The organism is Streptomyces sp. NPDC059895 (assembly GCF_042731035.1).
In the GTDB taxonomy this organism is placed as follows: Bacteria; Actinomycetota; Actinomycetes; order Streptomycetales; family Streptomycetaceae; genus Streptomyces.
Map to the genome: position 1 here is coordinate 14,952 of NZ_JBHWKO010000027.1, position 22,638 is coordinate 37,589.

Here is a 22,638-nt window from a genome sequence, read left to right on the forward strand (position 1 = left end):
GCGCGGGCAGGACCCGAACCGAAAGGACCCGGAGAGCTATGCCTCCCAAGAAGAAGAAGGTCACGGGGCTCATCAAGCTCCAGATCCAGGCCGGTGCCGCCAACCCGGCTCCGCCGGTCGGCCCGGCGCTGGGTCAGCACGGCGTCAACATCATGGAGTTCTGCAAGGCCTACAACGCCGCGACCGAGTCGCAGCGTGGCTGGGTGATCCCGGTGGAGATCACGGTCTACGAGGACCGCTCCTTCACCTTCATCACCAAGACGCCGCCGGCCGCCAAGATGATCCTCAAGGCCGCGGGCATCGAGAAGGGCTCCGGCGAGCCGCACAAGACCAAGGTCGCCAAGATCACCGAGGCGCAGGTCCGCGAGATCGCCCAGACCAAGCTGCCCGACCTCAACGCCAACGACCTGGACGCCGCCGCGAAGATCATCGCCGGTACCGCGCGTTCCATGGGCGTCACGGTCGAGGGCTGACCCCCAGCCCCGTAGCACCTTCGTAGAAACGCGGCTCCGGCCGCACGTGGAAGGGCCTGCTCGGCCCGGACCACGACTCCTCTTCAGCACACAGGAGCAGTAGTGAGCAAGCGCAGCAAGTCTCTCCGCGCTGCGGACGCCAAGATCGACCGGGAGAAGCTCTACGCCCCGCTCGAGGCCGTCCGTCTCGCCAAGGAGACCTCCACGACCAAGTTCGACGGCACCGTCGAGGTCGCCTTCCGCCTGGGTGTCGACCCGCGCAAGGCCGACCAGATGGTCCGTGGCACCGTGAACCTGCCGCACGGCACCGGCAAGACCGCCCGGGTCCTGGTCTTCGCGACCGGTGACCGTGCTGCGGCCGCGGAGGCCGCGGGCGCCGACATCGTCGGCTCCGACGAACTGATCGACGAGGTCGCCAAGGGCCGCCTCGACTTCGACGCCGTCGTCGCCACCCCGGACCTCATGGGCAAGGTCGGCCGCCTCGGCCGCGTGCTCGGTCCGCGTGGTCTGATGCCGAACCCGAAGACCGGCACCGTGACCCCGGACACCGCCAAGGCCGTGACCGAGATCAAGGGTGGCAAGATCGAGTTCCGCGTCGACAAGCACTCGAACCTGCACTTCATCATCGGCAAGTCGTCCTTCGACGACACCAAGCTGGTGGAGAACTACGCGGCGGCCCTGGAGGAGATCCTCCGTCTGAAGCCGTCCGCCGCCAAGGGTCGCTACATCAAGAAGGCCGCCATCACCACCACGATGGGCCCCGGCATTCCGGTCGACCCGAACCGCACCCGCAACCTCCTCACCGAGGAGGACCCGGCCGCGGTCTGAGCCTGAACGCTCACCGAAGTCGGTCACGGGCCCCGCACCTTTCCAGGTGCGGGGCCCGTTCCCGTCCCGGGGCGCCGCGCCCTGGGTTAGCGTGCGGACACGGCGGACGCACAGGGGGTACCGATGAAGTGGACGGCGGGCCGCGGGGGGCTCTTACTGACGGTGGTGGCCGCACTGGCCGCCGTGACCGCCTGCACGTCCTCCCGGCAGCCGCGGGAGGACGCGGACCGGCCGACGGCACCCGCCTCCCGCGCGGCCCTGCTCGCCGCCGAGCGGGCCACCGAACGGGCCGGGTCGGCCGGGGTGCGCTCCTCGACCGTCATGGGCGGCACGCTCTCCCTCGAGGCCACCGGCGCCCTCGGCTGGGGCGACGGGCTCACCGGCACCCTCACCATCACGTACACGGGCGGCACGACGGCCGAGACGATGCGCGGCCTCGGCATCACCACCATGGAGGCCCGCTACCTCTCCGACGCCTACTACGCGCGGACCGGCGAGGCCTTCGCCGCCCAGGCCGGCGGCAAGCACTGGATCCGGTACGCCTACGCCGACCTCCAGGGACTGGGCGCCGGCGCCGACTTCGCCGACCAGATGCGCAACATCACCCCGGACCGGTCGGTGCGGCTGCTGCTGGACTCCGACGACGCGCACACGGTCGGTGAGGAGACCGTCGACGGGCGGCCCGCCACCCACTACTCGGGCACCGTCGAGATCGCCGACGTGTCCGACACCGGCCTCCGGCGGCAACTGGAGCAGGCCGGCGTCACCGGCGAGACCGTCGACATCTGGGTCGACGACCGGGACCTGCTGGTCAAGAAGGTCGAGAAGGGCCGTACGGCGGCCGGCGAGTACCGCCAGACCGCGCACTACAGCGCCTACGGCACCGAGGTCGCCGTCGAACCCCCTCCGGCGGCCGACACCGCCGACTTCTCCGTGCTCCTGAAGGAGCGGGGCGGCGGGTCCACCTCCTAGGGTGTCCCGCACGGGAGCCCCGTACGGGCGGATTTGCTTGACAGCGACCCGTTCGCGTACGCTCCTGTCGAAGCCAAAGACCGCTGGTCGTTGCCGTGCGCTCGGGAGAGGGTGCGGTGGCCGAAGGATCCGCTGTAATGCGGGCGACCCGCGCAGGTGTCAGTGGAAGTGCTCCCGGACGGACTCCGCGCCACGGAATTCGTTTGGTCGAGCTACGCCCCGTGCGCCTGCGCCGGGGCGTTTCGTCTGTCCCAGCCCCTTCCGAGCGGTCGTCATCACCCGGAAGGAGGCCGACGCTCATGGCAAGGCCCGACAAGGCTGCCGCGGTAGCCGAGCTCGCGGAGCAGTTCCGCAGCTCGAACGCCGCCGTGCTGACCGAGTACCGGGGTCTCACCGTGGCGCAGCTCAAGACGCTGCGCCGTTCGCTCGGTGAGAACGCCCAGTACGCCGTGGTGAAGAACACGCTGACCAAGATTGCGGCCAACGAGGCCGGGATCTCGACGCTCGACGACCTGTTCAACGGTCCGACGGCGGTCGCCTTCGTCACCGGTGACCCGGTGGAGTCGGCGAAGGGTCTTCGTGACTTCGCCAAGGACAACCCGAACCTCGTCATCAAGGGCGGTGTCCTTGACGGCAAGGCGCTGTCCGCCGACGAGATCAAGAAGCTTGCGGACCTCGAGTCCCGCGAGGTTCTGCTCGCCAAGCTGGCGGGTGCCCTGAAGGGCAAGCAGTCCCAGACTGCCGCGCTCTTCCAGGCCCTGCCCTCGAAGCTGGTCCGCACCGTGGAAGCGCTTCGCGCCAAGCAGGACGAGCAGGGCGGTGCCGAGTAATTCGGCTCGCACAATGACCGCCGCCGCGTGAGGCAGCCCGTCTCGCGCACCGGCAGTGGTCGACGCGGGCCAACGTACGCCCGCCGCACATGTACATCACGGCACCAGCCGGCTTAGTGGAAGGATCGCCCCCATGGCGACGAAGCTGTCCCAGGAAGAGCTGCTCGAGCAGTTCGAGAACCTCACCCTCATCGAGCTCGCCGAGTTCGTGAAGGCGTTCGAGGAGAAGTTCGACGTCACCGCCGCCGCCCCGGTGGCCGTGGCCGCCGGCGTCCCGGGTGCCCCGGCCGCCGAGGCCGAGGAGGAGAAGGACGAGTTCGACGTCATCCTCACCGGTGCCGGCGACAAGAAGATCCAGGTCATCAAGGTCGTGCGTGAGCTGACCTCCCTGGGCCTGAAGGAGGCCAAGGACCTCGTGGACGGCGCCCCGAAGCCCGTCCTCGAGAAGGTCGCCAAGGACGCCGCCGAGAAGGCCGCCGAGTCCCTCAAGGGCGCCGGCGCCTCCGTCGAGGTCAAGTAACACCCCGCGGCCGGCGACGGCCGCAGCGACGGCGGGAACGGCCCCCGAGGGGCTGTAACGCCCACGCACCGAAGAGCGATCATCCATCCGGGTGGTCGCTCTTCGGCGTTCCCGCCAGGCGCGGCCACGGTTGCCTTGCACCCGCCTGCACGGGGGGTATGGTGATCTTCGTCGTGTCTCCGGGAACCCCCGTTCGGGCAAGGGGGCCTTGACGAACCGCACGCAGCGCGCAATTCTCAGGACGCGTCGTCACAAGGATCCGTATCCGAGGCATGGATCGACGACGAAGAGGGCAGTATCAACGTGCGTTGAGGGCAACCGGACCGAGGGCGTTGAGAACAACGAGGGTCTTGCGAAACCCGCACTGGACATCAGTGTGCCAAGTGGCTACACTGACCCTTTGCGCTGCCTGTTAGCTGTCCCCTGCCCGTCACCAGGGGCATGCCCTCACCCCAGCATCGATGATGGAACATCCCTGACCTGGGATCTCTGTCTCCTTGGGAGGGAGAGGGGCCGGTACGCGCGTAGTGAGTCCGAGCCCTCGGAAGGACCCCCTCTTGGCCGCCTCGCGCAACGCCTCGACCGCGAATACGAACAACGCTGCCAGCACCGCCCCGCTGCGCATCTCCTTTGCAAAGATCAAGGAGCCCCTCGAGGTTCCGAACCTCCTCGCGCTGCAAACCGAGAGCTTCGACTGGCTGCTCGGCAACACCGCGTGGCAGGCTCGCGTCGAGGAGGCTCTGGAGAACGGTCAGGACGTCCCCACCAAGTCCGGCCTCGAGGAGATCTTCGAGGAGATCTCCCCGATCGAGGACTTCTCCGGGTCGATGTCGCTGACCTTCCGCGACCACCGTTTCGAGCCGCCGAAGAACAGCATCGACGAGTGCAAGGACCGCGACTTCACGTACGCGGCCCCGCTCTTCGTGACGGCCGAGTTCACCAACAACGAGACCGGCGAGATCAAGTCCCAGACGGTCTTCATGGGCGACTTCCCGCTCATGACCAACAAGGGCACCTTCGTCATCAACGGCACCGAGCGTGTCGTCGTGTCGCAGCTGGTTCGTTCGCCGGGTGTCTACTTCGACTCCTCCATCGACAAGACGTCCGACAAGGACATCTTCTCCGCCAAGATCATCCCGTCCCGGGGTGCCTGGCTGGAGATGGAGATCGACAAGCGTGACATGGTCGGCGTCCGTATCGACCGCAAGCGCAAGCAGTCGGTGACCGTCCTGCTCAAGGCGCTCGGCTGGACCACCGAGCAGATCCTCGAGGAGTTCGGCGAGTACGAGTCCATGCGCGCCACCCTGGAGAAGGACCACACCCAGGGCCAGGACGACGCGCTGCTCGACATCTACCGCAAGCTGCGTCCGGGCGAGCCCCCCACGCGTGAGGCCGCGCAGACGCTGCTCGAGAACCTCTACTTCAACCCCAAGCGCTACGACCTGGCCAAGGTCGGCCGCTACAAGGTCAACAAGAAGCTGGGTGCGGACGCCCCGCTCGACGCGGGCATCCTGACCGTCGAGGACATCATCTCGACGATCAAGTACCTGGTGAAGCTGCACGCCGGGGAGACCGAGACGGTCGGCGACAGCGGCGACGCGATCGTCGTCGAGACCGACGACATCGACCACTTCGGCAACCGTCGTCTGCGCAGCGTCGGCGAGCTCATCCAGAACCAGGTCCGTACGGGTCTGGCGCGGATGGAGCGCGTCGTGCGTGAGCGCATGACGACCCAGGACGTCGAGGCGATCACGCCGCAGACGCTGATCAACATCCGGCCGGTCGTCGCCTCCATCAAGGAGTTCTTCGGCACCAGCCAGCTGTCGCAGTTCATGGACCAGAACAACCCGCTGTCGGGTCTCACCCACAAGCGCCGCCTGTCGGCCCTTGGCCCGGGTGGTCTCTCCCGTGAGCGGGCCGGCTTCGAGGTCCGCGACGTGCACCCGTCGCACTACGGCCGTATGTGTCCGATCGAGACGCCCGAAGGCCCGAACATCGGCCTGATCGGCTCGCTCGCCTCCTACGGCCGGGTCAACGCGTTCGGTTTCGTCGAGACCCCGTACCGCAAGGTCGTCGAAGGCCAGGTCACCGACGAGGTGGACTACCTGACCGCCGACGAGGAGGACCGCTTCGTCATCGCGCAGGCCAACGCCGGCCTGAACGAGGACATGCGGTTCGCCGAGAACCGCGTCCTGGTCCGCCGCCGTGGCGGCGAGGTCGACTACGTCGCCGGTGACGACGTGGACTACATGGACGTCTCGCCGCGCCAGATGGTGTCGGTCGCGACCGCCATGATCCCGTTCCTCGAGCACGACGACGCCAACCGTGCCCTCATGGGCGCGAACATGATGCGTCAGGCCGTCCCGCTCATCAAGAGCGAGTCGCCGCTCGTCGGCACCGGCATGGAGTACCGCTCCGCCGTCGACGCCGGCGACGTGGTCAAGGCCGAGAAGGCGGGTGTGGTCCAGGAGGTCTCCGCGGACTACATCACCACCGCCAACGACGACGGCACGTACATCACGTACCGCCTGGCCAAGTTCGCCCGTTCCAACCAGGGCACCTCGGTCAACCAGAAGGTCATCGTCAACGAGGGCGACCGGATCATCGAGGGCCAGGTCCTGGCCGACGGTCCGGCCACCGAGAACGGCGAGATGGCGCTGGGCAAGAACCTGCTCGTGGCGTTCATGCCGTGGGAGGGTCACAACTACGAGGACGCGATCATCCTGTCGCAGCGCCTCGTGCAGGACGACGTCCTCTCCTCGATCCACATCGAGGAGCACGAGGTCGACGCCCGTGACACCAAGCTCGGCCCCGAGGAGATCACCCGGGACATCCCGAACGTCTCCGAGGAGGTCCTCGCCGACCTCGACGAGCGCGGCATCATCCGCATCGGTGCCGAGGTCGTCGCCGGTGACATCCTGGTCGGCAAGGTCACGCCCAAGGGCGAGACCGAGCTGACCCCGGAGGAGCGCCTGCTGCGCGCGATCTTCGGTGAGAAGGCCCGTGAGGTCCGTGACACCTCGCTGAAGGTGCCGCACGGCGAGATCGGCAAGGTCATCGGCGTCCGCGTCTTCGACCGCGAAGAGGGCGACGAGCTGCCGCCGGGCGTGAACCAGCTGGTCCGCGTCTACGTCGCGCAGAAGCGCAAGATCACCGACGGTGACAAGCTCGCCGGCCGTCACGGCAACAAGGGTGTCATCTCCAAGATCCTGCCCATCGAGGACATGCCGTTCCTCGAGGACGGGACCCCGGTCGACATCATCCTCAACCCGCTCGGCGTCCCGTCCCGAATGAACCCGGGACAGGTCCTGGAGATCCACCTCGGCTGGCTCGCCAGCCGCGGCTGGGACGTCTCCGGTCTCGCCGACGACTGGGCGCAGCGCCTCCAGGTCATCGGCGCCGACCAGGTCGCCCCGGGCACCAACGTCGCCACCCCGGTGTTCGACGGCGCCCGTGAGGACGAGCTCGCGGGTCTGCTCCAGCACACCATCCCGAACCGCGACGGCGAGCGCATGGTGCAGCCGACCGGTAAGGCGAGGCTGTTCGACGGCCGCTCCGGCGAGCCGTTCCCGGACCCGATCTCCATCGGGTACATGTACATCCTCAAGCTCCACCACCTGGTCGACGACAAGCTGCACGCCCGCTCGACCGGCCCGTACTCGATGATCACCCAGCAGCCGCTGGGTGGTAAGGCTCAGTTCGGTGGCCAGCGCTTCGGCGAGATGGAGGTGTGGGCCCTCGAGGCCTACGGCGCCGCGTACGCCCTCCAGGAGCTGCTGACCATCAAGTCCGACGACGTCACCGGCCGCGTGAAGGTCTACGAGGCCATCGTCAAGGGCGAGAACATCCCCGAGCCCGGCATCCCCGAGTCCTTCAAGGTGCTCATCAAGGAGATGCAGTCCCTTTGCCTGAACGTGGAGGTGCTGTCCAGCGACGGTATGTCCATCGAGATGCGTGACACCGACGAGGACGTCTTCCGCGCTGCGGAGGAGCTCGGCATCGACCTGTCCCGGCGCGAGCCGAGCAGCGTCGAAGAGGTCTGACGGGAGTTCGGTGGGGCCTCCGCGGAGGCCCCACCGATCCCGCGACCCCCGTTTCAGACCACAGACTTACAACCCTGAGAGGGATTGACGCATAGTGCTCGACGTCAACTTCTTCGACGAGCTCCGGATCGGCCTGGCCACCGCTGACGACATCCGTCAGTGGAGCCACGGTGAGGTCAAGAAGCCCGAGACCATCAACTACCGCACCCTCAAGCCGGAAAAGGACGGACTCTTCTGCGAGAAGATCTTCGGTCCGACCCGGGACTGGGAGTGCTACTGCGGCAAGTACAAGCGCGTCCGCTTCAAGGGCATCATCTGTGAGCGCTGCGGCGTCGAGGTGACCCGCGCCAAGGTGCGCCGTGAGCGGATGGGCCACATCGAGCTGGCCGCTCCCGTCACGCACATCTGGTACTTCAAGGGCGTTCCGTCGCGGCTGGGCTACCTGCTCGACCTCGCCCCGAAGGACCTGGAGAAGGTCATCTACTTCGCGGCGTACATGATCACGTACGTCGACGAGGAGCGCCGTACGCGTGACCTGCCCTCCCTGGAGGCGCACGTCTCCGTCGAGCGGCAGCAGATCGAGAACCGCCGGGACGCCGACCTGGAGGCCCGCGCCAAGAAGCTCGAGACCGACCTGGCCGAGCTGGAGGCCGAGGGCGCCAAGGCCGACGTGCGCCGCAAGGTGCGCGAAGGCGCCGAGCGCGAGATGAAGCAGCTGCGCGACCGCGCCCAGCGCGAGATCGACCGTCTCGACGAGGTGTGGACCCGCTTCAAGAACCTCAAGGTCCAGGACCTGGAGGGCGACGAGCTGCTCTACCGCGAGCTGCGCGACCGCTTCGGCACGTACTTCGACGGCTCGATGGGTGCCGCGGCGCTGCAGAAGCGCCTGGAGTCCTTCGACCTCGACGAGGAGGCCGAGCGCCTCCGCGAGATCATCCGCACCGGCAAGGGCCAGAAGAAGACCCGTGCGCTCAAGCGCCTCAAGGTCGTCTCCGCGTTCCTCCAGACCAGCAACAGCCCCAAGGGCATGGTGCTGGACTGCGTGCCGGTCATCCCGCCGGACCTGCGTCCGATGGTGCAGCTGGACGGTGGCCGCTTCGCGACCTCCGACCTGAACGACCTGTACCGCCGTGTCATCAACCGGAACAACCGCCTGAAGCGGCTTCTCGACCTCGGCGCGCCCGAGATCATCGTGAACAACGAGAAGCGCATGCTCCAGGAGGCCGTCGACGCGCTGTTCGACAACGGCCGTCGCGGCCGTCCGGTCACCGGCCCCGGCAACCGCCCGCTGAAGTCCCTCAGCGACATGCTGAAGGGCAAGCAGGGTCGTTTCCGTCAGAACCTGCTCGGCAAGCGAGTCGACTACTCGGCGCGTTCCGTGATCGTCGTCGGCCCGCAGCTGAAGCTGCACCAGTGCGGTCTGCCCAAGGCGATGGCGCTGGAGCTCTTCAAGCCGTTCGTGATGAAGCGCCTGGTCGACCTGAACCACGCGCAGAACATCAAGAGCGCCAAGCGCATGGTCGAGCGCGGCCGCACGGTCGTGTACGACGTGCTGGAAGAGGTCATCGCGGAGCACCCGGTTCTGCTGAACCGCGCTCCCACCCTGCACCGCCTCGGCATCCAGGCCTTCGAGCCGCAGCTGGTCGAGGGCAAGGCCATCCAGATCCACCCGCTCGTCTGCACCGCGTTCAACGCGGACTTCGACGGTGACCAGATGGCCGTGCACCTGCCGCTGTCCGCGGAGGCGCAGGCCGAGGCCCGCATCCTGATGCTGTCCTCGAACAACATCCTCAAGCCCGCCGACGGCCGGCCGGTGACGATGCCGACCCAGGACATGGTCCTCGGTCTGTTCTTCCTCACCACCGACGGCGAGATGCGGGACGTCAAGGGCGAGGACCGCTCCTTCTCCTCCGTCGCCGAGGCGATCATGGCCTTCGACGCGGGCGAGCTCTCGCTCCAGTCGAAGATCGATATCCGTTTCCCGGTCGGCACCATCCCGCCGCGCGGCTGGACCCCGCCGGCGCCGGAGGAAGGCGACGAGCAGGTCGGCGAGGCCGAGTGGCAGCAGGGTGACAGCTTCCGGCTGAAGACCACGCTGGGCCGTGCGCTCTTCAACGAGCTGCTTCCCGAGGACTACCCGTTCGTCGACTACGAGGTCGGCAAGAAGCAGCTCTCCGAGATCGTCAACGACCTCGCCGAGCGCTACCCGAAGGTCATCGTGGCGGCGACGCTCGACAACCTGAAGGCGTCCGGCTTCTTCTGGGCCACCCGTTCCGGCGTGACCGTCGCCATCTCCGACGTCGTCGTCCCCGAGGCGAAGAAGGAGATCGTCCGCGGCTACGAGGCGCAGGACGAGAAGGTCCAGAAGCAGTACGAGCGCGGTCTGATCACCAAGGACGAGCGCACGCAGGAGCTCATCGCGATCTGGACCAAGGCGACCAACGAGGTCGCCGAGGCGATGAACGACAACTTCCCGAAGACCAACCCGATCTTCATGATGGTGAACTCGGGCGCACGAGGCAACATGATGCAGATGCGTCAGATCGCCGGTATGCGTGGTCTGGTGTCGAACGCGAAGAACGAGACGATCCCGCGTCCGATCAAGGCGTCGTTCCGTGAGGGTCTGTCCGTGCTGGAGTACTTCATCTCCACGCACGGTGCCCGTAAGGGTCTGGCGGACACCGCGCTGCGGACCGCCGACTCCGGTTACCTCACCCGTCGTCTGGTCGACGTCTCCCAGGACGTCATCATCCGCGAGGAGGACTGCGGCACCGAGCGCGGCCTCAAGCTGGCGATCGCCGAGCGCGGCGACGACGGTGTGCTGCGCAAGACGGGCAACGTCGAGACGTCCGTGTACGCGCGCTGCCTCGCCGAGGACATCGTGGTCGACGGCAAGGTGCTGGCCCCGGCCGGAACCGACCTCGGCGACGTGCTCATCGACGAGCTGGTCAAGCACGGCGTGGAGACGGTCAAGACCCGCTCGGTCCTGACCTGCGAGTCCGCCGTCGGCACCTGCGCCATGTGCTACGGCCGCTCGCTGGCCACCGGCAAGCTGGTCGACATCGGTGAGGCGGTCGGCATCATCGCCGCCCAGTCCATCGGTGAGCCCGGTACCCAGCTGACGATGCGTACCTTCCACACCGGTGGTGTGGCCGGTGACGACATCACCCAGGGTCTGCCGCGTGTCGTCGAGCTCTTCGAGGCCCGTACCCCGAAGGGTGTCGCCCCGATCTCCGAGGCCTCCGGCCGCGTGCGGATCGAGGAGACCGAGAAGACCAAGAAGATCGTCATCACGCCGGACGACGGCAGCGACGAGACGGCGTACCCGATCTCGAAGCGCGCCCGTCTGAAGGTCGAGGAGGGCGAGCACGTCGAGGTGGGCCAGCAGCTCACCGTGGGTACCCAGAACCCGCACGACGTGCTGCGCATCCTGGGCCAGCGTGCCGTCCAGGTCCACCTGGTCGGCGAGGTCCAGCGGGTGTACAACTCGCAGGGTGTGTCGATCCACGACAAGCACATCGAGATCATCATCCGGCAGATGCTGCGCCGTGTGACGATCATCGAGTCCGGCGACGCCGAGCTGCTGCCCGGCGAGCTGGTCGAGCGCTCGAAGTTCGAGACCGAGAACCGTCGTGTGGTGCAGGAGGGCGGTCACCCGGCCTCCGGTCGTCCGCAGCTCATGGGTATCACCAAGGCCTCGCTGGCCACGGAGTCCTGGCTGTCGGCGGCGTCCTTCCAGGAGACGACCAGGGTCCTCACGGACGCGGCGATCAACGCCAAGTCCGACTCCCTGATCGGCCTCAAGGAGAACGTCATCATCGGTAAGCTCATCCCGGCCGGTACGGGTCTGTCCCGCTACCGCAACATCCGGGTCGAGCCGACCGAGGAGGCGAAGGCCGCGATGTACTCGGCCGTCGGCTACGACGACATCGACTACTCGCCGTTCGGCACGGGCTCCGGCCAGGCCGTTCCGCTGGAGGACTACGACTACGGTCCGTACAACCAGTAAGCGGGAATGAGTCGAAGGGCGGTCCCCCCGTACGTCATGTACGGGGGGACCGCCCTTCGGCGTGCGGGTAGGTACTGCTAGCGGCCGGTGAGCTCCCAGGCGGCGACGGCCGCCGTCGCCATGGCGGCCAGGGCGCCGATGCTGGCGACCGGCCAGCGGGAGCGTTCCAGGGCGTCGAGGCGCTGCTCGTGGTCGGCCAGCTGCTTGTCGGTCTGGTCGCTGCGCTGGACCAGCAGCGCGAGCTGGCCGTCGGCGCGGGCGAAGCCGGCCTCCACGGTGCCGCGCAGCCGCTCCAGCTCCACGGCGACCGCGGCCGGATCGGAGAAGGGTTCGTTCACACGTCGCTCTTTTCGCTGTGCGGGGTCTCCGTGCGCAGCCACGACGGCAGCAGGGCCTGTACGGCCGGCAGGGCCATGACGCGGGTCACGGCACCGGCCACGGCAAGGGCTCCGGCGACCCAGGGCAGGGTCTCGGGGACGCCCACGGTGTCGACGACCGTCGGCAGCAGGACACACAGGCCGACGGCGGTCTGCAGGACGGTGCGCAGGGCCCGCTTCGTGGCCACTGACATGGGGGGTACCTCGCTCTGGTGCGGTGATCAGGAGCTGTACGGGACCTTCAGCGCGGCCCAGGAGGTCGCGCCGGGCCAGCCGTCGGCGTCGGTGCCGCTGTAGCCGAGCTTGCGCTGCCACTTGGCGTAGGACGCGCGGTCGGCCTCGGTCCACTGGGGTCCGGGGCCTTCGGCGTACGCCGAGCAGCCGACGGCGACCAGGCGCTTGCCCATCGCGGTGACGATCGCCGACTTCGGCTTCTTCTTGAACCAGTCGGCGCCCGGGAAGGGCTGGTACGTGGGCTTGGCGGAGCCGGAGCCGGAGGTCGAGCCGGTGGCGGGGGTGGTCGTGGCCTTGGTCAGGCGGGCCGCGATGCGGGAGCGCAGGTCGGACATGGCGAAGCCACGCGGGTCGATCTTGGCGCTGGTCCACTCCTTGTGGCCGATGACCGAGCGGGCGCTCCACCCGTGCGCCCGGCACAGGGCGGCCGAGGCCCGCACGATCGCCTCCAGCTGCGCCTCCGGCCACGGGTCCTTGCTGTCGCCGAGGTTGACGCACTCGAAGCCGTAGAAGTGGGTGTTGCCGTCGGTGGTCCGCTGGTTCGGGGCGGGCAGCGTCGCCTTCTCCGCGGCGACCGCGGCGAGGACGTCGGGGTCGCCGGCGCCGGCGTGGTTGGCGCGGCCGTTGCCGACGAGGTGGACGGTGCCGTCCTTGGCGATCACGCCGTGGCAGAGCGGGCCGGGCAGGTCGGCGTGGCCGTTGAAGCAGAGGCTCACGGTGGAGCTGGTGCCGGTGGTGACGGTGTGGTGGACGACCACACCGTTGACCGGGCCCCAGCTGCCCTTGTGGTTGCGGTTGTTGGTGCGCCAGCCGTCGTGTTCGACGACGGTGACGCCCTCGGCCCGCAGCGCGGACACGAGGGCGGTGGCGGAGAGGGGGTTGGCCATGGGCGGTGCCTCCCTGGAGGCGCTCGGGACAGGAGAAAGCCCCGGCCGGTGGGGCGGCGCGGGGCGGGCGGTGGGGGAAGCGGGGTGTGGGTCAGACGGTGAGGTCGGTGCTGGGGTCCGGGGTGGTGCCGGTGGTGCCTGTGTCGGTGGTGGTGTCGGTGGTGCCGGTGTCTTCGCCGGTGTCCGTTCCCGTCCCCGAGTCGGGCTCGTCGCCGACGATCACATCGTCGCCTTCGCCGGTTCCGGTGCCGTCTCCGTCGCCCGTGCCGTCACCGTCTCCGTCGCCGGTGCCGTCGCCGTCGCCCGTCGTCCACGCCGCGCACAGCGCCGCATACGCCGCCGTGTTGGCCTGGAAGTCCGCCAGCGCCGCGGCGACCGCCCGCTGGACGGCCGTCTGGTCGGGGACGACGGGGTCCGTGCCGACGGGCTGGACGGTGACGCGGCCGTAACCGCGCAGGAGGGTGTTGTTCTCACCGGTCTCGCTGAACTGGGCCGTGACGTAGACCGGAAGGTAGGTCCCCGTGATCGAGTCGGGCGCGATGACGCTGCTGTAGCTGGTGTCGAAGAGGTTGACGTTGATCGTGTGGCCCGCCTCGGTGATCGTGGCGCGGCCGGCGTAGTCGATCGCGAGGCCCCAGGGCTGGCTGGTGTCGATGTCCATGGATGCGATGCCTTCCTCGGGTGTCAGCTCTGGCGGCCGTGCATGAGTATGGGATTGGCGTAGACGGTGCCGGTCGTGGCCTTGGCCTGGATCTCGAACTTGACCGCCGTGCCGTAGATCGAGGCGAAGTCGCTGCTGATCAGGCCCATCTGGTCGAAGTCGGAGCCGGCGGTGACGGCCGTGCCCCACTCGGCGCCGTTGACGAGGACCTGGACGGAGCCGGCGCCGCCGGAGCTGACCCGGGTGCTGATGAGGAGCCGCATCTTCGGCTGCCAGACGACGTTGTACGACATCGCGACGGTCGTCCAGGTGGTCGCCGCGGTCTGCGGCCAGCGGGTGACCGTGCTGTCCTGCGGGGGCAGCATGGTCAGCCAGGGCCGGGCGAGGCCGCCGTTGTTGACGTCGTCCGAGAAGACCTCCCGGCCGCCGTTGTCGAAGATCCGCAGGGGCTGGAGCGAGGTGCTGGAGCCGTCGCCGTTGTGCAGGCTCATCGCGAGGGAGCCGGTCTGGCGGCGCATCGCCATGCCGTACTCGTCGCCGCTCCAGGCTCCGACCGCGAACACGGCCGGACCGCCGTCCGGCGGCCGTACGTACAGGTAGCCGCCGTCGGTGATCTCCACCCCGCCACCGGCGATCTTGTTGAGCGCCGGCCGGTTGTTGACGGCCGTCGACAGCTGCTGGATCCGGCGTTCCATCTGGGTCAGCCGGTCGATGATGTCTTCGGGGAGCTGGGGCATCAGGCGGCCTCCTCCAGATAGAGCTCGGCGGTGTCGGGGCGGCCCCGCTGGGCCGGGCTGACCTTGACGCCGATGATCCGGTAGCGGGCGTCGAGGCCCTCGGTCCACCACTCGTCGGTGATCCGGATCCGGACCGTGCGGCCGAGCAGCGCCGGCGGCACCAGGTCGTCGAGGCGGACGGTGATCTCGGGGATCACCACCGCGCCGGTGCCCGCGTCCAGTTCGGCGCCGGCCAGGGCGTTCAGGGTGTCGGGGTCGGTGATGTCGTTGTGGTCGGAGGACAGGTCGATGCGCGGGTAGCCGGCCTTCTCGATCAGGTCCGTCGCGACCGCGGCCTTCGAGGTCAGCGGCCGGGACTCCTCGGCCTGGTTGGTGTTGACGGAGGCGCCGCGGGCGCGGGCCGTGGTGCCGCCGCGGGTGGCGTCGCGCGGGAAGGAGTACGACAGGATCGTGCCCGGCCGGTCCATCACCAGGTCGCTGCTGCCGATCTCGATCCTGGGGCTGCCCAGGCGCAGCCGGCGCACGCGCGCCCCGGTGGCCGGGTCGCGGTAGACGGCGATGTGGTGCTCGAAGCCGTTCTCCAGCGCGGCGAGCGCGTCGATCGCCTCCAGGTAGACGGTCTCGTCGCCGTCCCGGTAGGTGACCGTCCGCTTCACCCCGGAGTACTCGGTCCCGTACGTGATGCCGATGCCGCCGCCGGGCAGCGCGGTCTGGAGGTCGGTCCACAGACCGCGGACGATGTCGAACTGGTACCGGTTGGCGAACTTCAGCTCGTACGCGGCGTCGTAGGCGTCGGTGGTGGCCCGGATGCGGCGGCGGCCCGCGTACGACTCGAAGGTGGCCGCCTGGATGCCGAGGGTGAGGACGCCCCGGTCGTCGCTCTGCAGGGTGGACGTCCAGATGATGCCGCCCCACCACAGGTCGTCGCCGCGCTGGAGGTACACCGAGGTGCGGCCCTCCTCGATGCGGCGGACCCGGGCGGCCATCTCCGCGTCGGGCACGGGGATGGTGCCCGACAGGGAGCCGGCCTTGCCGATGTAGTCGTCGACGGTGACGTCGCGCAGCGGCAGGATGTCGATGGTGCGGTCGGTGAGGAGGTCGCAGAAGATCGCGCGGTAGGGGGTGGTGGTGCTCATGAGGCCGCCTCGTAGGTGGCGGTGCCGATGAAGCCGCTGCCGCTCGTCCAGGTCCACGGCGACAGGGAGTCCACGACACCGGTGTTGGTGAGCGCGGTGGCGTTGGGCCGCCCCGATGAGATCACCAGTTCGAACGTTGTCGTGGTGGAGATGGTCACGCGGGAGATGATCCGGCTGGCGTTCTCCAGGGCGAGCTCGGCGAAACCGACGACCGGCTGGGTTCTCGCGGCCGGCACCGGCAGAGAGAACCGCCAGTTGTCGGACGTGGCGGGGCTCGTGCCGAAGTTGGTGGTGCTGCCGAAGGAGATCAGGAAGTTGAGGTGCACGGTTGTACCGGACTTCAGGTACCGGCAGCTCACCGTGGCGTTGCCGTAGGCCGGCGCCGCGAGGCCGCTGCTGGTCGTCCACGTCGGCGTCCAGCTCTGCCAGGTCGGCAGGACCGGGTAGTCGGCCCAGGCGGTGCCGTTCCAGCGCTGGAGCTGGCCGTTGAGGTCCCGGTACTGGCCGGGGTAGGCGCCGTTGCTGGTGTCGGTGGTGACGGGCAGGATGCCGCCGGCCGAGACCGTGGCCGTGCGGCGTCCGGTGAGGGCCGTGGTCCAGGGGACGCCGCCGGTGCCCGTGCTCGCACCCGCGGGGACCCGCACCTCGTACAGCGGGAGGGACAGGCCGGGCGCGGTGGGGACCGTCGGCAGGGCGGCGGCCGTGCCCTCGACGATCTCGACGGCGGCCTCGTAGCGGCCTTCGCCGTCGTGGTCGTGGTCGTAGACGCGCAGGACGACCAGGTCGATGCGGTCGTACTGGGCGTTGCCGTCGCTGAAGGCGAGCGTCAGGTACTCGGTCAGCGCGACCGGGTAGGCGCCCCGGGCGTCGGTGCTCTGCACGACGGCCCGGCCGGGGCTGACCGTCGCGCTCATGGTGCCGGTGGTGCCGGTCAGCGTGAAGCCGGAGATGCGGTACTGGCCGTCGGAGGAGCCCGGCAGGATGCCGGAGCGGGTGGCGACGGGAGAGGCGGGGGTGAGGGCGCCGAGCGAGACGAGCCGGGTGTCCTCGCGGGACTGGCCGTCGGGGGACAGCCATCCGGAGCGTACGGGCATGTCGACTCCTTTCGGGGAGGCGTGAGGTCAGTTGATCGCTTCGACGCGCATGAAGATGTTGTCGAACCAGCAGGTGACCGCGGCGTCACTGGAGCGGTGCATGGCGGTCATCGTGTACAGCAGGCCGGGCGTGAGGCTGTACAGCCGCCACATGGTCCCGACCGAGGCGGCGACCGTGCCGCCGTAGGCGGCCGCGTACTCGTCGTTCGGCGCGAAGGTCACCGTGCCGTTCTGGCTGATCTGCGGGGCCATGTACGCGCTGGCGGTGCTGCTGCCCGTCGTCGTCATGCGGGCGCCGAAGTGCAGCAGTGCCGCGCCGGTGCTCGGACCGTAGAAGTTCAGGGTCAGCGCGGTGACCGTCGTCCCGGCCAAGGCCGCCGTGTAGGTCGTGGACGCGGTGGACCCGGCGTCCAGGGATCCCACGTACAGGGGCGGCGTCACGGCCGACACCCACGCCGAGCCGTTCCACCGCTGGAGGACGCCGGTGGACGACTCCCGGTACTGGCCGGTGTAGCCGCCGGCGGTGACCGCGCCGGCCGGCGCGATGCCGCCGACGGCCTTCGGGTACGGCACCCAGGCGGACCCGTTCCAGCGCTGGAGGGTGTCGCCGACCTCCCGGTAGGCGCCGGGGTAGCCGCCGGGTGCCGTGTCGTCGGAGCGGGTCGGCAGGATGCCGCCGACGGCGACGGTGGTGGGGCGCAGATCGACGCGGGCGGTGTCCCAGGCGATGCCCCCGGTGCCGGCGCTCAGGCCTGCCGCGACGGCCACGGTGAACAGCGGCAGCGAGGCGTCCGGGGCGCCGGGCGCCACGGGCAGGGCCTTCGCCTCGCCCTCGACGATCTCCACGGCGGCCTCGTAGCGGCCCGAGCCGTCGTGGTCGTGGTCGTAGACGCGCAGGACGACCAGGTCGATCCGGCCGTACTGCGGGTTGCCGTCGGAGAAGGTGAGGGGGACCGGTTCAGTGACGGTGACCGGGTAGGCGCCGCGGGCGATCGTCGACTGGATCACCGCCCGGCCCACGCCCACCGTGGCGGACATGGTGCCCGCCGTACCGGTCAGCCACAGGCCGGTGAGCCGGTACTGGCCGCCCTCGGAGCCGGGCAGCACGCCGGAGCGTCCCTTGGCGTCGGTGACCGGGGTGACGGCGCCGACCTGGGTGACCCGTGTGTCCCCCCGGGTCTGGCCGTCGGGGGACAGCCAGGCGGAACGTGCGTTCATGTCGATCCCTTCGCGTACGGCCGGGTCAGGAGGCGGATTCGTAGGTGCCGTAGATCGACAGCACGTCGCCGGTCGCCCAGGTGAAGGGGAAGCCCTTGTCCCACAGGGCGACGGACGTCGACCGGTTGTCGCGGAGATAGCGGACGACGCCGACGCCGCTCAGGATCCCGAGCGAGCCGTTGCCCGAGTACGACAGGGTCGCGGAGGTGTCGTACCCGACCAGGTGCATCCCCCGGGTGTCCAGCTTCCAGGCCGTGGAGACCGGCGGGACCGGCAGCGAGAAGTTCCAGTTGCCGTTGGCGGCCTGGGCCGACAGGTTGGTCGTCGAACCGATCTTGAGGTAGATCCGGACGTGCACGGCCGTGCCCGTCTTCAGGTACGAGCCGGCCAGGGTGCCGTTGCCGATGGCGGGCGCGGTGCCGGTCTCGGCGCTCCACTTGGGCGTGTAGTCGGTCCAGGCCGGCACCGGCTGGTACGACACCCACGTCGAGCCGTTCCACCGCTGGAGCTGTCCGCCGGAGCTGTCGCGGTACTGGCCGGTGTAGCTGGCCGCGGTGACCGTGCCGGCCGGGGCGATCCCGCCCAGCGCGCTCGGGTACGACACCCAGGCGGAGCCGTCCCAGCGCTGGAGCGCGCCGCCGGAGTCCCGGTACTGGCCCGGGTAGGCGCCGTTGCCGGTGTCGCCGACGGCCGGCAGGATGCCGCCGATCGCGACGGTGGGCGTGCGCAGGTCCACGGCGTCGTTGTTCCAGTTGATGCCGCCGGCGCCGGCGCTGATCCCGGCCCGGACCCGGACCTGGTAGATCGGCAGCACGATGTCCGGCAGCGCGGGCACCACCGGGTCGGAGGCCGGGGCACCCTGGATGACCTCGACGGCGGCCTTGGTCTCGCCGAGGTCGTCGTACAGGTCGTCGTAGATCCGCAGGACGACCATGTCGTAGCGGTCCTGGGCCTGGCCGTCGGCGAAGGTGAGGGCGATCGGCTCGGCGAGGGTGACCGGGTAGGCGCCCTGGTTGCCGTCGGCCTGGATGACGGCCCGGCCCTCGTGGACGGTCGCGTTCATGGTGCCCGCGCTGCCCTCCAGCCAGAAGCCCGCGAGGCGGTAGAGGCCGTCGTAGGAGCCGGGCAGGATGCCGGAGCGGACCTCCAGCGGGTTGGCCGGGGTGGTCGCGCCGATCTGGGTCAGGCGGGTGTCCTCGCGGGTCTGGCCGGTCTCGGCCACCCATGAGCTGCGCAGGTTCATCTGCTGGTCTCCTGTGATCTCCGGAAGCGATGGGGAAGGTGAGGGGCCCGTCAGGACCTGAGCCATTCGGCCGCGAGGTTGGTGGCGTAGCCCGAGCCGCCGAGGGTGGTGATGGTGGAGCCCGACTGCTGCATCCCGTAGAGGGCGAGCTTGTCGCCGGCCGCCAGCTTGAGCAGGCCGCTGCCGCCGACGCTGGTCGCGCCCGGACCCGCGCCGATCAGCCAGGTGGCGCGCGGGACACCGGTGCCGTTGACGTAGACGCGCGCGCCGCGGTTGCCGGTGGTGGCCTCCGTGAACCAGGTGATGTTGGCCGACACCCGCCACCAGCCGGCCCTGGGCACGGTGTAGGTGTTGGAGCCCGACCAGCCGACGGCGTCGTCCACGTCGGTGCTCTGCATGCTGATCTGCGTCCACACGCCGGTGGGCACGGACTGCGCCGTGGTCTGCGAGACGCTGAGCAGCACGGTCGTGCGGCCCTCGGCGTACTGCCAGGCCGAGCCGTTCCAGCGCTGGAGCAGGCCGGTGGCGTCCTCGCGGTACTGGCCGACATAGGTGCCGGTGGTGAGCGCGCCGGACGGTGCGATGCCGCCGACGGCCCTGGGGTAGGCGACCCAGGCGGTGCCGTTCCAGCGCTCCAGGACGCCCGAGTTGTCCCGGTACTGGCCGGCGTACGCGCCGTTGAAGCCGCTCGCCGGGACGATCCCGCCGAGGGCCACCGTCGGGTAGCGCAGGTTGGTGACCGCGCCGGTCCAGTTCACGCCGCCGGCACCGGCCGACGCCCCGACGGGCACCTTGATCAGGTAGAGCGGCAGGGCGCTGCCGTCGGGGCTGTTCGGCGCCACCGGGGTGGCCGAGGGGGTGCCCGTGACCAGGCGGACGACGGCCTCCGTGGCGCCGCTGCCGTCGTGGACGTCGTCCCGGACGACCAGTTCGACGAGGTCGACACGGTCGTACTGGGCGTCGCCGTCGGTCACCGTCAGGGTCTCCGGCTCGGTCACGGCCACCGGGTAGGTGCCCTGGCCGGTCCGGCCGCCCTGTACGAAGGCGCGGCCGGCGCCGATGGTGAAGGACATGCCCCCGGTGGCGCCGGTGAGGGTGAAACCGCCGGGGACGATGCCTCCCCGCGCCTTGAGCGGGACGTTCTCCGCCACCAGGGCGTTCGGGGTGAGCAGACCGGACAGCGTGACCCGGGTGTCCTCCCGGGTCTGGCCGGTCTCGGTGAGCCAGGCGCTCCGCACGGTCATGCGATCACCACTCCGCCGCGCGCCAGCGGACGGTCATCCGGGCGCCGGTGTCGTAGGTGTCGGGGCGGAACGCCAGCTGGGCGCGGCCCGGCTCGAAGGCGAACAGCTCCTCGGGGCTGCTGTCGGCGGCGGCGGTGTTGCGGCGGGAGGCGGTGCCGTTGAGGGTGACCGTCCCGGCCGCGGTGTCGACGGTGAGCTCGTCGCCGGCGGCGAGCGCGATCTGGTAGCGCAGGCGGCGGGACGAGGAGCGGTCCGTCACGGTCGGATTGCCGCACGGCCCGGTGAAGGTGATCACCGGGTGGGTGGGGGCGGAACCGGAGTTCTCGGCGTTGACGTCACCGGTGGAGGCCGTCTGGCCCCAGTACAGCGGCCAGGTCAGCGGCCAGGTCAGACCGCTCTCCGGCTGCGGGGCGCCGGTGACGGCGGTCTGCTCGGTGACCGAGTAGCGGCGCGGGTCGGTGGCGTACCACTGCACCGACGCCCGGGAGACGCCCTGCGTGGTGTACGTCCGGTCGGCGGCCAGCACCCGCTGGCTGACCCGGGCCCGCACGGCCAGGGTCTCGCCGTGCAGCCGCACGGCCAGCCAGCGCTCGGAGTCGCCCAGCAGGAGGGCCTGGCGCAGGGCGCGGGTGGCGGTGAGCGAGGACTCGGTGCCGCTGCTCGCCGGCACGGTCCACACCGTGGCACCGACCTTGCGGGGCTTGGCGTAGCGGGCGCCCGGCCAGGCGCCGTGCGCGGTCGGGTGGTCGGCGTCCGAGGAGTCGTACTCGGGCAGGTCCTCCCAGCCGGTCAGGCCGCCGCGGTCGATCTCGTACGGCGTGCCGGGCCCCAGCAGCAGTCCGGCCCACTGCATCTGCCCGTCGCGGGTGATGAGTGAGCCGGGGGCCACGTCTTCGGTGTATGCGGTTGTGGTCGTCTCGGCCATCGGGCCGTCACCTCACAGTCATGGGCAGGCGTGGGCGGATGCGAGGAAGAGCAGGTCTTCGGCGGTGGAGCGGGCGCCGGCGCCCCGGCTCTCGTGGAACTCCTTGACGCGGTGGGGGGCCTGGGCCGTGGCCGTCCGCCGGCCGCGCGCGAGCGCGCGCCGGCGTTCCAGGTCGGTCAGCGGCAGCACCCGGCCCGCCCGCGCGGAGGCGCCCGGGACGGCGACGCCGCCCTCGGCGAGCATCGGGATCTTGTCGATGTCGACGCCGAACTTCTTGCCGAGCAGGCTGAAGCTGAGGCCGTTGAGCTTGTCGATGACCCAGTTGGCGAACGCGATCAGCCCCTGGATCGGCCCCTTGACCACACCGGCGAACGTCTGGGCGCCGGTGGTGACGAACTGCCCCAGCGCGTTCAGCGTGCGGGAGGTCGCCTCCTTGACCCGGGTGAACATCCGGGGGACGTCCTGGGTGATCCACGTCAGGGCCGGCTTGATCCGGTCCTTGAACCCCCGCCAGATCGACGACACCTTGCCGCTGAGCGCCCGGGTGTCCCCGGTGGTCAGCGCCTTCAGCACGGCGAACCCGGTGCCGACCAGGGCGCCGATGACGGTGAGCGCGGTGGTGATCACGCCCAGGTAGGCGGTGACGTACGTGTTCACCGCGCTCGCGATGGCCTTGAGCAGCGGGGTCATGGCGGTCAGGTAGCCCTCGACGTACTTGAGCACGAGCGTGGCGAGCTGCTCCATCAGCCGCTGCCCGGTCTCCGAGTTCAGCGCCAGGTCGATCAGCCATCCGGCGACCGGGAGGAGCAGGCCCGTGACGAAGCCGATGGGGTTGGCGCGGGTGAGGGCGTTGATGATCAGCATGACGCCGGCGCCTATGGTCATGGCGGTGCCGAAGGCGCTCATGAGGTCGCCGACGAGGCCGGCGATGTCGATGAGGCCGGCGGCCAGGGAGAGGATGCCGGCGGCGGCGGAGGCGAGGTCGGTGAGGTTGCGGCGGGAGCTCTTGGCCCGGGAGCCGAAGGATCTCACCCCGGTCGCGGCGGTGCCGGCGCTCTGCCCCGCCTTGGTGAGGGAGCGGGTGGCTGCCTCGGCGGTCGTCTTGGTCAGCTGGACGGCGGTTGCGGCCTGGTCGGTCGCGGTGCGGACGCGGTCGGTGGCGGTGGCGGCGTTCCTGATCTTTCCGGTGAGGGACCGGACGGCCTGG

At 69.8% G+C, this 22,638-nt stretch carries 18 protein-coding genes; 7 read left to right on the forward strand and 11 right to left on the reverse strand.

The features are described 5' to 3' along the window. Window positions 1–38: 38 nt before the first annotated feature. The 7 genes from rplK to ACFV9M_RS26680 all read left to right on the forward strand — a co-directional run bounded on the left by rplK (window position 39) and on the right by ACFV9M_RS26680 (window position 11,675). A complete protein-coding gene (rplK, locus tag ACFV9M_RS26650; RefSeq protein WP_003998857.1) occupies window positions 39–473 on the forward strand; it encodes a 50S ribosomal protein L11 in 435 nt (144 codons plus the stop codon). Between the two features lie 102 nt (window positions 474–575). Then, window positions 576–1,301, forward strand: coding sequence for a 50S ribosomal protein L1 (gene rplA, locus ACFV9M_RS26655; RefSeq protein ID WP_385066595.1), 726 nt, complete (start codon window positions 576–578; stop codon window positions 1,299–1,301). Between the two features lie 123 nt (window positions 1,302–1,424). Continuing rightward, entirely contained in the window at window positions 1,425–2,273 is an 849-nt protein-coding gene (locus tag ACFV9M_RS26660) for a hypothetical protein (protein ID WP_385066598.1), read from the forward strand. Between the two features lie 299 nt (window positions 2,274–2,572). After that, entirely contained in the window at window positions 2,573–3,103 is a 531-nt protein-coding gene (gene rplJ / locus ACFV9M_RS26665) for a 50S ribosomal protein L10 (RefSeq protein ID WP_385066601.1), read from the forward strand. Between the two features lie 133 nt (window positions 3,104–3,236). Beyond that, complete coding sequence (gene rplL / locus ACFV9M_RS26670; protein WP_385066603.1) at window positions 3,237–3,623, forward strand: 50S ribosomal protein L7/L12; 387 nt, start codon at window positions 3,237–3,239, stop codon at window positions 3,621–3,623. A gap of 557 nt (window positions 3,624–4,180) precedes the next feature. Next, on the forward strand, window positions 4,181–7,666 hold the full coding sequence (gene rpoB / locus ACFV9M_RS26675; protein WP_385066606.1) for a DNA-directed RNA polymerase subunit beta: 3,486 nt from the start codon (window positions 4,181–4,183) through the stop codon (window positions 7,664–7,666). 94 nt (window positions 7,667–7,760) lie between these two features. Continuing rightward, window positions 7,761–11,675, forward strand: coding sequence for a DNA-directed RNA polymerase subunit beta' (locus ACFV9M_RS26680; RefSeq protein ID WP_385066609.1), 3,915 nt, complete (start codon window positions 7,761–7,763; stop codon window positions 11,673–11,675). Between the two features lie 77 nt (window positions 11,676–11,752). On the opposite strand, the gene ACFV9M_RS26685 is transcribed toward ACFV9M_RS26680, so the two are convergent. The 11 genes from ACFV9M_RS26685 to ACFV9M_RS26735 all read right to left on the reverse strand — a co-directional run bounded on the left by ACFV9M_RS26685 (window position 11,753) and on the right by ACFV9M_RS26735 (window position 21,431). Then, window positions 11,753–12,013 carry a hypothetical protein gene (locus ACFV9M_RS26685; RefSeq protein ID WP_385066611.1) on the reverse strand — a complete coding sequence of 87 codons (261 nt, stop codon included), beginning with the start codon at window positions 12,011–12,013 and terminating at the stop codon, window positions 11,753–11,755. Beyond that, complete coding sequence (locus ACFV9M_RS26690) at window positions 12,010–12,246, reverse strand: hypothetical protein (protein ID WP_385066614.1); 237 nt, start codon at window positions 12,244–12,246, stop codon at window positions 12,010–12,012. Before ACFV9M_RS26690 ends, ACFV9M_RS26685 begins: the two co-directional genes overlap by 4 nt. A 27-nt stretch (window positions 12,247–12,273) precedes the next feature. Beyond that, a complete protein-coding gene (locus tag ACFV9M_RS26695) occupies window positions 12,274–13,173 on the reverse strand; it encodes a peptidoglycan-binding protein (protein WP_385066616.1) in 900 nt (299 codons plus the stop codon). Window positions 13,174–13,264: 91 nt separating this feature from the next. Beyond that, window positions 13,265–13,834 (reverse strand): hypothetical protein, encoded by a 570-nt coding sequence (locus ACFV9M_RS26700; RefSeq protein WP_385066619.1) that lies wholly within the window; start codon window positions 13,832–13,834, stop codon window positions 13,265–13,267. Window positions 13,835–13,857: 23 nt separating this feature from the next. Next, the gene (locus tag ACFV9M_RS26705) at window positions 13,858–14,571 is read right to left on the reverse strand and encodes a hypothetical protein (protein ID WP_385066621.1); all 714 of its coding nucleotides are present in this window, start codon (window positions 14,569–14,571) and stop codon (window positions 13,858–13,860) included. After that, window positions 14,571–15,707, reverse strand: a complete 1,137-nt coding sequence (locus tag ACFV9M_RS26710) for a hypothetical protein (RefSeq protein ID WP_385066623.1) — start codon at window positions 15,705–15,707, stop codon at window positions 14,571–14,573. Before ACFV9M_RS26710 ends, ACFV9M_RS26705 begins: the two co-directional genes overlap by 1 nt. After that, on the reverse strand, window positions 15,704–16,801 hold the full coding sequence (locus ACFV9M_RS26715; protein WP_385066626.1) for a hypothetical protein: 1,098 nt from the start codon (window positions 16,799–16,801) through the stop codon (window positions 15,704–15,706). The genes ACFV9M_RS26710 and ACFV9M_RS26715 overlap by 4 nt, the downstream gene beginning before the upstream one ends. Window positions 16,802–16,828: 27 nt before the next feature. Further along, the gene (locus ACFV9M_RS26720) at window positions 16,829–18,019 is read right to left on the reverse strand and encodes a hypothetical protein (RefSeq protein ID WP_385066628.1); all 1,191 of its coding nucleotides are present in this window, start codon (window positions 18,017–18,019) and stop codon (window positions 16,829–16,831) included. 25 nt (window positions 18,020–18,044) lie between these two features. After that, the gene (locus ACFV9M_RS26725; RefSeq protein WP_385066631.1) at window positions 18,045–19,262 is read right to left on the reverse strand and encodes a hypothetical protein; all 1,218 of its coding nucleotides are present in this window, start codon (window positions 19,260–19,262) and stop codon (window positions 18,045–18,047) included. A gap of 50 nt (window positions 19,263–19,312) precedes the next feature. Then, the gene (locus ACFV9M_RS26730; RefSeq protein ID WP_385066634.1) at window positions 19,313–20,506 is read right to left on the reverse strand and encodes a hypothetical protein; all 1,194 of its coding nucleotides are present in this window, start codon (window positions 20,504–20,506) and stop codon (window positions 19,313–19,315) included. A gap of 4 nt (window positions 20,507–20,510) precedes the next feature. Next, the gene (locus tag ACFV9M_RS26735) at window positions 20,511–21,431 is read right to left on the reverse strand and encodes a phage distal tail protein (protein WP_385066636.1); all 921 of its coding nucleotides are present in this window, start codon (window positions 21,429–21,431) and stop codon (window positions 20,511–20,513) included. Window positions 21,432–22,638 lie beyond the last annotated feature (1,207 nt).